Here is a 14887-nt window from a genome sequence, read left to right as displayed (position 1 = left end):
CCCTTATTGCTGGTTGGCTGTCGCTGGCTTCTCGCCTGTTCCTTGCCCGGTATCCGGCCCAGTATCTGGCCCGATATCCTGCTTGGCCGCCCTGCCCTTGAAGATGCGCCGCACCGTGACGAACAATAGCGGCACCAAAAAGACGCCGATCACCGTCGCCGCGATCATGCCGCCCATCACGCCAATGCCGACCGAGTTCTGCGCGCCTGAACCGGCGCCGCTGGCGATAGCAAGCGGCGTGACGCCGAGGATGAAGGCCAGCGACGTCATCAGGATCGGCCGCAACCGTTGTCGCGCCGCCTCGAGCGTCGCCTCGACCAGCCCCATGCCGGCCGCCTGCCGCTCGATGGCGAACTCGACGATCAGGATGGCGTTCTTGGCCGCAAGGCCGATCGTGGTCAGCAGGCCGACCTTGAAATAGACGTCGTTGGTCTGGCCGAAGAGGGTTGCCGCCGCGAGCGCGCCAAAAATGCCGATCGGCACCGACAGCATGACCGCGAACGGGATCGACCAGCTCTCATAAAGTGCGGCCAGGCACAGGAAGACGACCAGCGCCGAAATCGCATAGAGCGACAGCGCCTGGTTGCCGGAAAGCCGTTCCTGGTGCGACAGCCCGGTCCATTCATGCGAATAGCCGGGCGGCAATTGCGCCACCAGCCTGTCGATCTCGTCCATCGCAGCACCGGAGCTTACGCCCGCGGCCGCCGCGCCCTGGATCTCGACCGCCGCCGAACCATTGTAGCGTTCCAGCCGCGGCGAACCGAATGTCCAGTGGCTAGAGGCGAAGGCCGAGAACGGCACCATGGCGCCGCTGGCATTGCGCACCTGCCATTTGTCCAGATCTTCCGGTTGCATGCGGAAGTTCGCGTCCGACTGCATATAGACCGGCTTCACCCGCCCGCGATCGATGAAATCGTTGACGTAGTCGCTGCCCCAGGCGCTCGACAGCGTGTTGTTGATGTCGGCGAGGCTGACGCCCAGCGCGCTGGCTTTCTCCTGGTCGATATCGATGGAGAATTGCGGCTGGTCCTCCTGGCCGTTGGGCCTTGTGGCGGTCAGCAGCTTGCTCTGTGCGGCAAGACCGAGAAGCTGGTTGCGCGTCTGGATCAGCGCATCATGGCCGGCGCCATTGACGTCCTGCAGGTAGAAGTCGAAGCCGTTGGTGTTGCCGAAACCCTGGATGGCGGGCGGGGCAAGCGCGAAGACCTGCGCATCCCTGATCTTGGAGAAGGCCCCCATGGCGCGGCGGGCGACCGCTTGCGCCGCCAGGGCCGGCGATGAGCGCTTGCTGAATTCCTTCAGCGGCACGAAGGCAATGCCGACATTCTGCCCGGCGCCGCCGAAGCCGAAGCCGGAAGCGGTGAAGACGCCCTGGACAGCGTCCTTTTCGTCGTTGAGATAGTGGTCGGTGACTTGCTTCAGCACACGCTCGGTCCGGTCCTGCGTCGCACCGACCGGCAGCGACACGCTGGTGATCAGGATGCCCTGGTCCTCTTCCGGCAGGAACGAGCTCGGCAGCCGGGCAAACATCCAGCCCATGGCAATGACGATTGCGAGGAACACGGCGAGGAAGCGCCAGGATCGGTTGATGATGCCATGCGAGCCGTCGCGATAGGCTGATGTGCCGCGATCGAAGACGCGGTTGAACCAGCCGAACGGGCCGGTCTGCGTGGCATGGTCCTTGGGTCGCCGCAGGATGGTGGCGCACAGCGCCGGCGTCAGCACAAGTGCTACCAGCACCGACAGCACCATGGCCGAGACGATGGTCACCGAAAACTGCCGGTAGATGATGCCGGTCGAGCCGCCGAAAAAGGCCATCGGCACGAACACCGCCGACAGCACGGTGGCGATGCCGACCAGCGCGCCGGTGATCTCGCCCATCGATTTTCGCGTCGCCTCTTTCGGCGACAGATCTTCCTCCTGCATCACGCGTTCGACATTCTCGACCACGACGATGGCGTCGTCGACCAGCAGGCCGATGGCCAGCACCATGGCGAACATGGTCAGCGTGTTGACCGAATAGCCGAACAGCGACAGCACGCCGAACGTGCCGAGCAGCACCACCGGTACCGCGATGGTCGGGATGATCGTCGCCCGCAGATTCTGCAGGAAGATGAACATCACCAGGAACACCAGCACGATCGCCTCGGCCAGCGTCTTGACCACCTCCTCGATCGACAGCCGCACGAAGGGCGAGGTGTCGTAGGGGTAGACGACCTCGACGCCTTGCGGGAAGGTCGAACTCAGCCGGTTGATCGTCGTGCGCACCGCTTCCGCCGTGCTGATGGCGTTGGCGCCGGTCGCCAGGTTGACGGCGACGCCGGCCGCCGGCTGGCCATTGTATCTGGCGGCCGTCGTATAGCTTTCGGCGCCGAGTTCGACGGTGGCGACGTCGTTGAGGCGAACCAGCGAGCCGTCGACCGTGCTCTTCAGGATGATGTTGCGGAACTGTTCGGCGGTCTGCAGCCGGCTCTTGGCCGTCACCGTGGCATTGAGCTGCTGGCCCTTGCGTTGCGGCATGCCGCCGAGCTGGCCGGCCGAAACCTGCGTGTTCTGCGCCTCGATCGCCGAAGCCACGTCGCTCGGCATCAGCGTGTACTTGGCGAGCTTGTCCGGATCGAGCCAGATGCGCATGGCATAGCTGGAGCCGAACAGCTGCGTCGAGCCGACGCCTTCGACGCGCTTCAGCGTGTCGTTGATGGTCGAGTCGACATAGTCGGCAAGATCGGTCGAGTTCATCTTGCCGTCGCTGGAGACGAAGCCGATGACCATCAGGAAGCCGGTCGAGGATTTGGAGACGGTGATTCCGTTGCTCTGCACCACCTGCGGCAGCTGCGACTGCACCAGCTGCAGCTTGTTTTGCGTCTGCACCTGGGCGGTGTCCGGATCGGCAGCCGTGGTGAAGGTCAGCGTGATCGAGGCCTGGCCGGTCGAGGTCGAGGTCGCCGTCATGTAGTCGAGATTGTCGATACCGGTCATGCCTTGCTCGATGACCTTGGTCACCGAATTCTCGACGGTCGATGCATCAGCGCCCGGATAGGTGGCGCTGATGTTGACCGTGGTCGGCGCGATCTGCGGATATTGCGAGATCGGCAGCGTGGTCAGCGCGAGCAGACCGCCCAGCATGATCACGATGGCGATCACCCAGGCGAAGATCGGCCGGTTGATGAAGAATGCTGACATCGCTCAGTTCCCGGCCGAGGCGCCTTGCGCCGGTTTCTGCCCACTATCAGCCACCGCTGTGGAAGATGCGGACGAAGACGTCTGCGCGCGGTCCTTGACCTCGCCGGTCGTCTCGTCGATCGTCACTTCGACACCCGTCGCATCGCCGCCGGGGCGCACCAGTTGCAGGCCCTCGACGATGACGCGGTCGCCGTCGCCGACGCCGGAATCCACCAGCCAGTTGTTGCCAACGCTGTTGCGCACAGCGAGCACGCGCGTCTCGACTTTCCCTTGCGCGTTGATGACCATGGCGGTCGCCTCACCCTTGGTGTTGCGGCTGACGCCGCGCTGCGGCACCAGGAAACTGTTCTGCGCGACGCCCTCCTCGACCAGCGCCCGCACATACATGCCCGGCAAAAGCAGCCGATCGGGATTGGGGAACTCCGCCCGGAGCGCGAAAGTGCCGGTCGTCTGGTCGACATTGGCGCCGGCGAATTCCAGCTTGCCGGTTTGCGTGTAGATGGTGCCGTTCTCGAGCTTCAGCTTGACGCTGACATTGGGGCCGCTGAACTTCAGCCGGCCCTCATTGATCGCCTGGCGCAGATTGAGCAGATTGGTGCTCGACTGCGTGACGTCGACATTGATCGGATCGAGCGAGCGGATGGTGGTGAGCAGAGTGTCCTGATTGGCGGTGACCAGGGCGCCCGGCGTAAGCGAGGACTTGTCGATGCGGCCGGCGATCGGCGCGGTGATGCTGGTGTAGTTGAGATTGATGCGCGCGGTCTCGACACTGGCCTTGGCCGACGCCACATCCGCATTGGCCTGCGCCAACGTTGCCGCGGCATCGTCATAATCCTGTTTGGAAACAACGTTCTGCTTCAACAAACCGGCATAGCGGTCGAACTTGGCTTGCGCCGTCGGCACCGCCGCTTCGGCCTTCTGCTGGGCAGCCTGCGCACTGTCATAGGATGCCTGGTAGCTCGCCGGATCGATGAGGTAGAGCGGCTGCCCGACCACGACCTCGCTGCCCTCCTTGAAGAGGCGCGCCTGGATGATGCCGTTGACCTGCGGACGCACATCGGCGGTGAGCGAGGCTGACGTGCGTCCCGGCAGCTCGGCCGTGATCGCCACCGATTGCGGATGCAGCGTGACGACGCCAACCTCCGGCTTGCTTGCACCGGCCATGCCGGCGGGCGCCTTGCTCCCCTCCTGCGAACAGGCCGCCAGAAGAACCGTAGTGACGAGTATCGCCGCGAGCCGGCGGACCGGCAGGGAAGACGGGCTAGACTGGATAGGCATGGCCTGGATGATCTTTCGCTGGAGTTGCGGTCGCCGTCTGGCTGTCGGGATCGGATCGTTCCACCAGAAGCCGGGCGAGATACCGGCCAAGGAAGCGCTGGATGTCGTCCATGAAGGTGTAGACGACAGGAACGTAGACGAGGCTGAGCACGGTCGAGGAGATGAGCCCGCCGATCACGGCAATCGCCATCGGCGCCCGTGTCTCGGCGTCGGCGCCGATGCCGATGCCGAGTGCGATCGGCAACATGCCGGCGCCCATGGCGATCGATGTCATGACGATGGGCCGTGCCCGTTTGCGCGCGGCGTCGAGCAGTGCGTCGAAGCGGCTCATGCCACGCTCCTTCTCGGCGACCAGAGCGTACTCGACAAGCAAGATCGAGTTCTTGGCCGCAATGCCCATCAGCATCAATATCCCGATCAGCGGCGATATGCCAAGCGCCTTGCCGGTAATCAGCATGAAGCCGAGCGCGCCGCCGACCGACAACGGCAGCGCGACCAGGATGGTCACCGGCTGCACGAAACCGCGAAACAGCAAGACCAGCGTCAGGTACATCAGCAGAATGCCGGCGGCGATCGCAGTAGTGAAGCCCGAGAAGAGCTCCTGCATGCGCGCCGCATCGCCGCGCGCCAGCTCATGCACGCCGGCGGGCAGGTCGCGCATCGCCGGCAAGGCATGGATGGAAGCGGTCGCCTGGCCGAGCGTCAGGCCGGAGAGATCCGCCTCGACAGTGGCGCTGCGGCTGCGCCCCACCCTTGTGATGCTGTTTGGCCCGGCATTGAAGCCGATATCGGCGACGGCGCCGAGCGGCACGATACCCTTGCTGCCGACCAGCGGCAGGACGGCCAGTTTCGCCGGATCGTCGATGGCGCCGTCGGGCAAGGTGACGACAACGGACACCTGGCGGTCGCCGAGATTGAACTTCGCCAGGCTGGTGTCGGTGTCGCCGATGGTGGCGATCTTGACCGTCGCCGCGATCTCGGTCGGTGTCACGCCAAGCTCGGCCGCCCTGGCGCTGTCGGGACGCACGATCAACTCCGGCTTGGTCGTCGCCGCCGTCGAGGTCGGGTTGATGAGCCCGGGCACCGACTTCATGCCATCGATCAGCGCATCGCTGGCCTTCTGCAGCGCCTCGCCATCGTCGCCGACCAGCGTAATCGCCACTTTGGCGCCGGCAAAGCCGTCGGCGCCGAACTGGATGCGGGCGCCCGGAATATCGTTGAGCTTCGGCGACGCCTCGGCCTCGAACTGCTGCTGGCTGACGCTGCGCTCGCCCCGCGGTTTCAAATTGACGGTGACATTGGCGCTGCGCACCTCGGCGGAGGTCGAGCCACGGTTCGGGCCACCACCGGATGAGGCCGCGGTGCCGATCGTGGCAAAGATGCTGTCGACGGCCGGCTCGTCCTTCAAGCGCCTGGTGATGTCCTGGACGACGGCTGTCGTCTGTTCGATCGTCGACCCCGGCTGCAGCTCGACCGAGATCATCGAGCGGCCGCGATCGGTCGCCGCCATGAATTCGGTCGGCAGCTTGGTTGCCAGCGCGAGCGAACCGGCGAAGAAGGCGATGCCGGCGACAAGCGTGATCCAGCGATGGTCGAGCGCCTTGCGCAGCAGCCAGAGATAGGTCGGCACCCAGGCCGGCAGGTCGTCCTCGCTATGGCCGCCGGCGCGCACCAGATAGGCACCCATCAGCGGGGTGAGCATGCGCGCCACCAGCAGAGAAAACAGCACCGACACGCAGACGGCGACGGCAAAGGAGAAGAAGAATTTTCCCGGAATGCCGGGCATGAAGCCGACCGGCAGGAACACCGCGACAATGGTCGCCGTGGTGGCCACCACGGCAAGCCCGATCTCGTCGGCGGCCTCGATTGCCGCCTGGTAGGCGCTGGCGCCGGTCTGGCGCATGTGGCGCACGATGTTCTCGATCTCGACGATGGCGTCGTCGACGAGGATGCCGACCACCAGCGACAGCGCCAGCAAGGTGATGTTGTTGAGCGAGAGGTCGAACGCCGCCATGACCGCGAAGGTCGGGATCAGCGACAGCGGCATGGCGACCGCCGAAACCAGCGTCGCCCTGATGTCGCGCAGGAACAGCCAGACGACGCCGATGGCGAGCAGCGCGCCAATCCACAGCGCCTCGAATGCGGCATCATAACTTTCCTGGACGAAGCCGGACGACGAGGTGACTTCGGTGAATTTCGCGGTGTCTGTCTTCGCCGCTATCTCCGCGATTGCGGTCCGCGCGGCTTTGACCACGTCGATCTCGCTCGACCCGACCGACCTGTAGACGTTGAAGGCAACGACCTGGCGGCCATCGAGATAGGCGGCCTGGCGCGGCTTTTCCCAGCTGTCGACCACCCTGCCCAGGTCGGAAAGCTTGACGCCGCCGGCGCCCGACAGCGCGATGCGGGTGTCGGCCAGCGCGTCGACGGTGCCGGCGCTGGCCAGCGTGCGCACCGACTGCTCCTGGCCACCGACGCTGGTGCGGCCGCCGGGCTGGTTGACGTTGTTGGAGGCGAGCGTCTGGCTGACATCGCCGGCGCTGATGCCGAGTGCGGCCAGTCGGTCCGGATCGAGCTCGACGCGGATGACCCGATCGACGCCACCCGAACGGGTGATCTTGGAGACGCCGTCGACGCCGAGCAGCGCCTTGGCGACATCATTGTCGATATACCAGCTCAGCGCGTCCGGCGACATCGAGGGCGCCTCGACGACATAGGTCAACACTGAGTTTCCGGTCGCGTTCATCTTGGCCACTACTGGCGTCTGCGCGGCTGCCGGCAGGCTCGACTGCACTTCGGACACGGCGTTGCGGACATCGTTGGTGGCGGTCTCGGGGTCGATGCCCAATGTGAACTCGACCGTGGTGACGGACGACCCCTCGCTGATCGAGGTCGACACATCGTCGACGCCTTCCAGCGTCGCCACGGCGTTCTCGATCACCCGCGCCACCTGCACTTCCATTTCGCTGGGCGCCGCGCCCGGCTGCGAGACGGTGACGGTGACCGTCGGCAGGTCGATGTCGGGCATGTTGTTGGTGCGCAGCTGCATGAAGCCATAGAGGCCGGCAATGGTCAGCGACAGGAACAAAACGATGGTCGGCACCGGGTTGCGGATCGACCAGGAGGAAATGGCGTTCATCGCGCCGCCTCCGTCACCTTGCCGGCGTCAGCGCCCGCTTGCGCATCGGCGATGCGCACCAGATTGCCGTCGCTGAGGAAACCGGCACCGGCGACAACGACACTGTCGCCCTCCGACAACCCGCTTTCTATCGCGACGCGGCCGTTCTGGTGCGCGCCGGTGGTGACGGCGCGAGCGGCGGCCTTGCCGGCAGCGTCGACCACGAAAACCCTGGGCTTGCCGTCCTGCCAAACAAGAGCGGCCTCGGCGACATCAAGCCTTTGCGAGGCGGCGCCTGCGATCGAGACGCGGGCGAACATGCCGGGCTTCAGGCCCGAGCCTTCGCCGAGCGCGACATAAACGGTGGCGAGCCGCGTCGTCGAACTGACCGTCTGCGCGATCGAAGAGACGCTGCCGGCAAAGGTCCGGCCCGAAGCGTCGACGACGCTGGCCGCCTGCCCGACCGAAATCGCAGGCAGGTCCTTTTCGGGGACAAGCACGCCGACCTCCAGCCTGCCGTCGCGGATGATCTTCATCAGCTCGGTGCCGGCCTGGACGATCGAGCCGGCAACCGCCGGCCGGCTGGAGACGACGCCATCGAAGGGCGCTCGGATGGTCGCCTGGTCGAGCTCGGCCTGCAGCCTGTCAGCGGCGGCTCTGGCCTGCTCGACCGAGGCCCGGCCGGTCTTGACGGCGGTCGCCTTGTCTTCCGCCGTCTCGGCGCTGATCGCCTTGCTGGCCAGCAGCCTGTCGGCACGGCCGGCAGCGGATACGGCGCTGTCCAGCGTCGCCTGGGCCTGGTCGACCGCTGCCTTCTGCTCGGCCAGTTGTGCCTTGAGCACCGAGGCGTCGAGCCGGGCGACGACATCGCCGGCCCGCACATGATCGCCTTCGCTTACAAGCACTTCGGTCAATTTGAGGCTGGACGTCTCGGCGCCGACAGTCGCTTCCTGCCGGGCGGCGACGGTGCCGGTAGCGCTGATCGACGAGGCGACCGCCTCGGAGCGCACCTTTTCGACCGCAACCGTCAGGCTGACGCGCGGCGCGGCAAGAGCCTGCGCGGCGGGCTCGACCGTCGAGCGGCCATAGGCGCTCAGCGCCGCCATGGCTGCCAGGACGATCAGCACGCCCGACACGACAAGATAGGTCTTACGCGATCTTGCGGTCATGATGTCCGTGGCGGTTGGGCTGCTGCGAAACCGGCAGCGACAAGCGCCAGGCGGCAAAGTGCAAGCGCACCGCGCCCTTCAGCGTGTCGGCGGGCAACGCCGCCGGAACGGCGGCATGGCTGGCGCGCTGGCCGAGCGAGAGTTTTGGGCTCATCGATGCGATCAGCCGCAGCATCATCATGGCTTCCCACATTGCCGTGCTTCCATTTTGGGTGATTTGAACGGTGGGATGGCGGACATGGCCCGCCATCCCTGAAAAAACCGGCCGGCCCGAGAACGGGTTGGACACCGGGCCGGCCGGCGCAGCCGGACGGAGTTGTCAGCCATTCCCGGGCTGGGGAGGCGGAAGCTGCCCGCCCTGGTCGGGCGGACCTCCAGGTCCGGCTGCATCTTCCGGCGGGCCGCCCCAGGGACCGGGGGGTGGTCCGTGGGGGCGTTCCGCCGAAGCCAGGATTTCGAGCTGTTCGGACGTGAGCTTGGTGCGCAGCTCGGCGATCGCGTCCTTCAGCTTGGCGGCCGAAGCCGCGCGAGCTGTAACCTCGTCGGCGAGCCGCTGCTGGAAGGCAAAGGGATCAGGCTTGCCGCCCGGTGCCGTATCCGGACCCTTGGCCTCGGGCTCACCAGGGCCGGGGCCACCAGTGCCACCGGGACCACGATCATGCCGTGGCGGCGAAAGCACCGCCTGCAATGCGCTGGTATAGTCGCGCCAGGCATCGAGCTGCTCGCTGCGGATGCCGACGCGCGTCTCCAGCGCCGCCAGCCGGGCGGCCAGCATGAATTCCGGCGGTGGTCCCATGCGGTGCGGGCCGAAGCCTTCGGGGCTCTGCGGACCAAAACCGTGCGGACCAGGCCGCATCGGCCCATGCGGCCCATTCTGGCCGAACCAGGGCATCGGGCCATGGTCCGGTCCATCCTGAGCGATGACCGGGGGCTCGCCGGCGCCGGCATCGGGCTGTGCCGCCAGCACGGGATGGATTGCGGCGACGGAAAACAGGCCGAGCGCAAGAAGTCTGCTTCGCATGACGGTGTTCCTTTCTCTCATGCATCGGACAGCCGTGAGGATAGGAAGCCTGTTTGTCTGCTTCGCGTCGGCATGTTGCCGAAGGTTTCCGCAAAGCGGCAATTTGTTTCCGAACGTTTCTGACAGCCCGTCGGAAACATTGCGTTGCAATTTTCCATGCCGCCGGCGCGCGCTCTCCCTATAATCACGGCTAAGCCCAAATTTTCATGGGCAAGGGCATGATCATGCAATCACAACCCCATATCCTCGTCGTTGACGATGATCGCGAGATCAGGACGCTGCTCGGCCGCTACCTCGACGGCCAGGGTTTTCGCGTCTCGGTGGCGGCGGACCGGCGCGAATGCGAGCAGAAGCTGGCCTCGGGCCAGTTCGACCTCGTCGTGCTCGACGTCATGCTGCCCGACGGTTCGGGGCTCGACATCTGCCGTGCCATGCGCGATCGCAAGCCGCATGTCCCCGTCATTCTGCTGACGGCGCTGAAGGAAGATGTCGACCGCATCATCGGCCTGGAGCTCGGCGCCGACGATTATCTCGGCAAGCCCTTCAACCCGCGCGAACTCACCGCCCGCATCCGCGCCGTGCTGCGGCGCGCCGCACCGGAAGAGGCGCCGGCGCCGCGCGCCCGCATCTACCGCTTCGCCAACTACCGGCTGGAGCCGGACACCCGCAAGGTGATGGATGGGCGGGGCGAGCTTGTCGACCTCACCGGCGCCGAGTTCGACCTGTTGCAGGTGTTCCTCGACCGCCCCGGCCGGCTGCTGTCGCGCGACCAGCTGCTTGATCTCACGCAAGGCCGCGAGCGCGACCCGCTTGAACGTTCTGTCGACGTGCTGATGAGCCGGCTGCGCCGCAAATTCTCCGACACCGGCGACGGGCCACTGTTCAAGACCGTGCGCAATGGCGGCTACCAGCTGACCGCGCGTGTCGAAGCGGTGGAGGCGCAGGCGTGAACTCGCTGCGCCGCCGCCTCATTCTGCTGCTGGTCCTTTCGATCGTCGGCGTCGTCTGCCTGGCGACCGCCGCCGTCATCAGCGTGCGCGGCGGCGGGCCGCCGCCGGAGCTGACCGTGCCCTGGATTGCCCAGCAGATGGAGCTCGTGGTGCGGCTGCTGCCGGGGCCGATACCGGATGTGCTGCGGGTGCAATTCAGCGATCATCCGGCCGCCGGCAAGGTCGCCCGTGCGGAAACGGAAATGCTCAACGACATCCTGCAACGCCGCGGCCTCGACCTTTTGGCCATCATCAGCGAGAAGCCCGACGAAGCCGGCCAGATCGCCTCGGTGCAGATGCCCGACCGGCGCTGGGCGATCATCGAGGTGCCGCACCTCAAGCCGCCCGGGCGCGAGTGGCTGGTCCTGGCCGGCTGGATCTCGCTGATCGTCGCCGGCGCCACCGCCGTCTCGGTCTATTTCACCTCGGTGCTGATCCGGCCGCTGGAAATGCTGGAAGCCGCCGTCTCCAAGATCGGCAGCGATGGTGTGCTGGCCGCAGTGCCGGAAGTGGGCTCGGCCGAGGTCAAGGCGACGGCGCATGCGCTGAACCAGCTGTCGTCGCGGCTGCGCACGGCCATGGAAAGCCGCATGCGGCTGGTCGCCGCCGCCGGCCATGATTTGCGCACGCCGATGACGCGCATGCGCCTGCGCGCCGAATTCCTCGACGAAGACCGCGACAAATGGCTTCACGACCTCGACGAACTCGACCGCATCGCCGACAGCGCCATCCGCCTGGTGCGCGAGGAGGTCAACCAGGACGCCGTCGAACCGCTCGACCTGCGCAAGATGGTAGGCGATATCGAAGCCGAGATGGTCGCGCTCGGCCATGCCGTCTCGATCGGCCATCTCGACAAGGTTTCGGTGCGCGCCGGCGCGCTCGGCCTGCGCCGCGCGCTGCGCAACCTGATCGTCAACGCCGCCACCCACGGCAAGGCCTGCAGCATCGACCTCACTGTTACCGACAGGCGCGCCGTGCTGACCATTTCCGACAACGGCCCGGGCATCCCGCCCGACCTGATCAACAAGGCCTTCGAGCCCTTCTTCCGCGTCGACCCCGGCCGCCAGCAATTCATTCCCGGCGCGGGGCTGGGGCTGGCGATCGCCAAGGAAATCATCGAGCGTTATGGCGGCACGGTGACGCTGGAGAACCGCAGGGGTGGCGGGCTGGCGCAGACGGTGGTGTTTGCGGCGGTGTGAGGGACGAGTTGGCGCTCCCCTATGGCCCTTTTACCGGGCAAGCGCGCCGCCGCTGAAATTACGGGCTACCGGCATCCAGTGCCGCGGCATTGGCCTTGATGAGGAGTGACCATGCTGCACGGCACAACCCATTGGCTCCACGTCGCTCAGCGCAGAGCCAGGATAGAACCCCCGTAGTCAAAGTATAGGAAGTTGGATTTAGCGTGATTTAACAAGGAATTATGTCTATTCCCCGCGCATAAGGCAGGAATCTGCCAAACAACCAAAGCGAGTAGGCCCGTACAACCTGAACGACAGGGCCGAGGTGCTGGGGAAATTCTCCTCAATGGTGAAAACCTGGTGGTTTTGTTACTTTTTAGCGCTTACTCACACAGTATTTCAACTGGGTAGATTTTTTGTGTTGCGCTGCACAATGCGGTGACCGAACCATTTCCCGGGGGACTCGTTTTGCGACTGGACATACGCCGTGAAGGATTCCGCCGGGTTGACCGACTTGAGCCGTCGGTCCGTCGATTGCGAGCCCGACCCAAGCAGGCTCGCACAGCGCGGGTTTGATGGTGTTGGCGTACCGGCGGGTCCCGTGTGCCTTGGCCTGCCGATCGAAATGGCCGGCTGCCAGCCTCATCGCGGACATCACACCGCCGCTGGAAGCCGCTGATGGGCAACGCCCGCGACATCCAGCTGGATGCACTGAGGGCCATCGCCGTAACGATGGTGATGTATTCCCATTTCTTCGCCGCCGGAGGATCTTCGTTCTGGGGCCATATCGGCGTGCGGCTGTTCTTCGTACTGAGCGGCTTCCTGATCACCCGCCTGCTGCTGGAAGCGCGCGCGGCCGCCGCGTTTGAAACCGGCCCGGCGCTGCGATCCTTCTACGTCAGACGGGCGCTGCGGATATTCCCTCCCTATTTTGCCGTGCTGGGTTTCGTCTGGCTGTTCGATCTGGAGCAGTCCAGGGGATCGCTGGTCTGGCATGCGCTTTACCTGTCGAATTTCTGGTATGCGCTGCACAACAACTGGAACCCCTGGGTGCTGTGCCATTTCTGGAGCCTGAGCATCGAGGAGCAGTTCTATCTTGCCTGGCCGCTGGTCGTGCTGCTCGCCCCAAGCCGGCGCTTCGAACAGATCTGCATCGGCATCATCGCGCTGTCGCTGGCCTATCGCTTCTACTGGCCGGTCACCGCCACCCCGGCACTGGCGCGCGACCTGCTGCCACCGGCATCCATGGATGCGCTGGCGACGGGCGCGCTGCTTGCCTGCTGGCGGTCGAGAGGTGCGGGCCTCCCGCAATGGATGCGGCTGGGCTGGCCTGCCTTCGCGGCCGTATTCCTTGTCATCGAGTGGTTTGTCCCGGCGCCTGCCGATCCGACGCTGGAATGGGCCCATTGGCTGGTGCGGCAAGTCCTGCCCCTGGTGCCGCTGATGGCCATCGTCGCCGCCTGTTCGAGCGGCCTTGGCGGCACAATCGGCAAGCTTCTTGACCAGCCGCCGCTGCTTGGTCTCGGCCGCATCAGCTACGGCGTTTATCTCTATCATCCGATATTGCTGTCGCTCGCCGTCAAGTCGCAGCCCTGGATTCCGCTCAATGTCTCGGAACAAGGGCCAGGGCGATTCCTGGTGGCGGGCGCCGCCACGATTGTCGTGGCTTCGATTTCCTGGATGGTTTTCGAAAGGCCGCTCAACAGCCTCAAACGCCACTTCCCCTATGTCCGGCGAGCCCCGGCCGGTCATGCCGGCTGGTTTGCGAGGCCGGCGGAAGCCTATCCCGGTGGATCGCCCGATGGCCGCGAGTCGCTCGACCTCCAGCAAACGGATGCGAGACGATGAGTGCGGCGCCGCTCGTCTCCGTCCTGCTGCCGGTCTACAATGCCGGGCCCTACCTCGCCGCAGCACTTGGGAGCATCCTGCGGCAGGACTACCGCCGGCTGGAGGTCATCGCCATCGATGACGGGTCGAGCGACGATTCGCTCGAGATCCTCGAGCGGTACCGGGAGACCGACAGCCGCATTTCGATCATCTCGCGTGAAAACCGCGGCCTCGTCGCAACGCTCAACGAAGGGCTGGCGGTCGCCCGGGGCGAGCTGGTCGCACGGATGGATGCGGACGACATCGCCTATCCCTGGCGCCTGTCGCGCCAGGTGGCGCTGTTCGAGCGGCGGCCCGAGCTCGGCTTCTGCGGCGCCGGCGTCGACATGTTGATCCGCGGCCGCATCGCCAGGGGCAAGCCCGATCCGGTGTTCCAGTTCGGCCGCATCCCTGTTTTGGCGATGTTCTTCACGATCTTCATGCATCCGACGGTCGTCTACAACAGGAAGGTCATCGAGGATGACGCTCTCAACTACGACCCAACCTACAGGCACGCCGAGGATTTCGATCTTTTCGGGCGGCTGGCCGGCCGTTACCCGGCAGCCATGATGCCCGAAAACCTGCTCGTCTACCGCGTCCATCAGGCAAGCGTGACCAGCCGGCACAGTAACGAGATGCGCAGGACGCATTTGCGGATCGTGGCCGAGAACCTCGAGCGCGAGGACCTCGCGCAAGGCACGCGGGATCTGCGTGACATCGGCAATGCGGTCAGCCTCGATACCGTCACCCGTGCGGCGGATTTCATCGTCGCGCTGGAGGAACGGATCTGCTCGCTGCCGGCCGAGACACGGCCGAGCTTCGAGGCCGGCGCGCTCAACCTGTTCTATTTCCTTTACCAGCTCGTCGCCGACGAAAAGCAGCCCCCACTGACGCATGAACTGCTGACGCGGACCGCGAAGTGGAACGCCATCCGGCGGCGCGAGAAATATGCGCTGCGGCCGGGCGCCTGGGCTCCCTGGCTCAGCCGCGCCTCGCTGTCGGCCGGCAAGCAAGCGGACGCCGTGGAATACTTCTTCAAATCCGCCCCCGCCGCGGCGGTTCTGGCATCTCATCAGGTGGGCTAG

Annotated in this window: 10 protein-coding genes; 4 read left to right on the top strand and 6 right to left on the bottom strand. The window is 65.6% G+C overall.

The window, feature by feature from the left end:
* Positions 1-3: 3 nt before the first annotated feature.
* From AC1DX4_RS29530 to AC1DX4_RS29505, 6 genes are all read right to left on the bottom strand, one after another.
* A complete protein-coding gene (locus AC1DX4_RS29530; RefSeq protein WP_477223667.1) occupies positions 4-3183 on the bottom strand; it encodes an efflux RND transporter permease subunit in 3180 nt (1059 codons plus the stop codon).
* 3 nt (positions 3184-3186) lie between these two features.
* Entirely contained in the window at positions 3187-4461 is a 1275-nt protein-coding gene (locus AC1DX4_RS29525) for an efflux RND transporter periplasmic adaptor subunit (RefSeq protein ID WP_477223666.1), read from the bottom strand.
* Positions 4445-7600, bottom strand: coding sequence for an efflux RND transporter permease subunit (locus AC1DX4_RS29520; protein WP_477223665.1), 3156 nt, complete (start codon positions 7598-7600; stop codon positions 4445-4447). Before AC1DX4_RS29520 ends, AC1DX4_RS29525 begins: the two co-directional genes overlap by 17 nt.
* A complete protein-coding gene (locus tag AC1DX4_RS29515) occupies positions 7597-8748 on the bottom strand; it encodes an efflux RND transporter periplasmic adaptor subunit (RefSeq protein WP_477223664.1) in 1152 nt (383 codons plus the stop codon). The genes AC1DX4_RS29520 and AC1DX4_RS29515 overlap by 4 nt, the downstream gene beginning before the upstream one ends.
* Entirely contained in the window at positions 8729-8941 is a 213-nt protein-coding gene (locus AC1DX4_RS29510) for a hypothetical protein (protein ID WP_477223663.1), read from the bottom strand. Before AC1DX4_RS29510 ends, AC1DX4_RS29515 begins: the two co-directional genes overlap by 20 nt.
* A gap of 126 nt (positions 8942-9067) precedes the next feature.
* Positions 9068-9769, bottom strand: coding sequence for a hypothetical protein (locus AC1DX4_RS29505; RefSeq protein ID WP_477223662.1), 702 nt, complete (start codon positions 9767-9769; stop codon positions 9068-9070).
* Between the two features lie 224 nt (positions 9770-9993).
* Here AC1DX4_RS29505 and AC1DX4_RS29500 point away from each other — a divergent pair, with 224 nt between their 5' ends.
* From AC1DX4_RS29500 to AC1DX4_RS29485, 4 genes are all read left to right on the top strand, one after another.
* Complete coding sequence (locus AC1DX4_RS29500) at positions 9994-10719, top strand: response regulator (protein WP_477223661.1); 726 nt, start codon at positions 9994-9996, stop codon at positions 10717-10719.
* Positions 10716-11957, top strand: coding sequence for an ATP-binding protein (locus AC1DX4_RS29495; RefSeq protein ID WP_477223660.1), 1242 nt, complete (start codon positions 10716-10718; stop codon positions 11955-11957). Before AC1DX4_RS29500 ends, AC1DX4_RS29495 begins: the two co-directional genes overlap by 4 nt.
* A 657-nt stretch (positions 11958-12614) precedes the next feature.
* A complete protein-coding gene (locus tag AC1DX4_RS29490; RefSeq protein WP_477223659.1) occupies positions 12615-13784 on the top strand; it encodes an acyltransferase family protein in 1170 nt (389 codons plus the stop codon).
* Positions 13781-14887 (top strand): glycosyltransferase family 2 protein, encoded by a 1107-nt coding sequence (locus tag AC1DX4_RS29485; RefSeq protein WP_477223658.1) that lies wholly within the window; start codon positions 13781-13783, stop codon positions 14885-14887. Before AC1DX4_RS29490 ends, AC1DX4_RS29485 begins: the two co-directional genes overlap by 4 nt.

This window comes from Mesorhizobium sp. P3_A8 (genome assembly GCF_056402995.1).
Note: the sequence above shows the minus strand (reverse complement) of the source record. Positions and strands in the feature narration are given on the sequence as shown.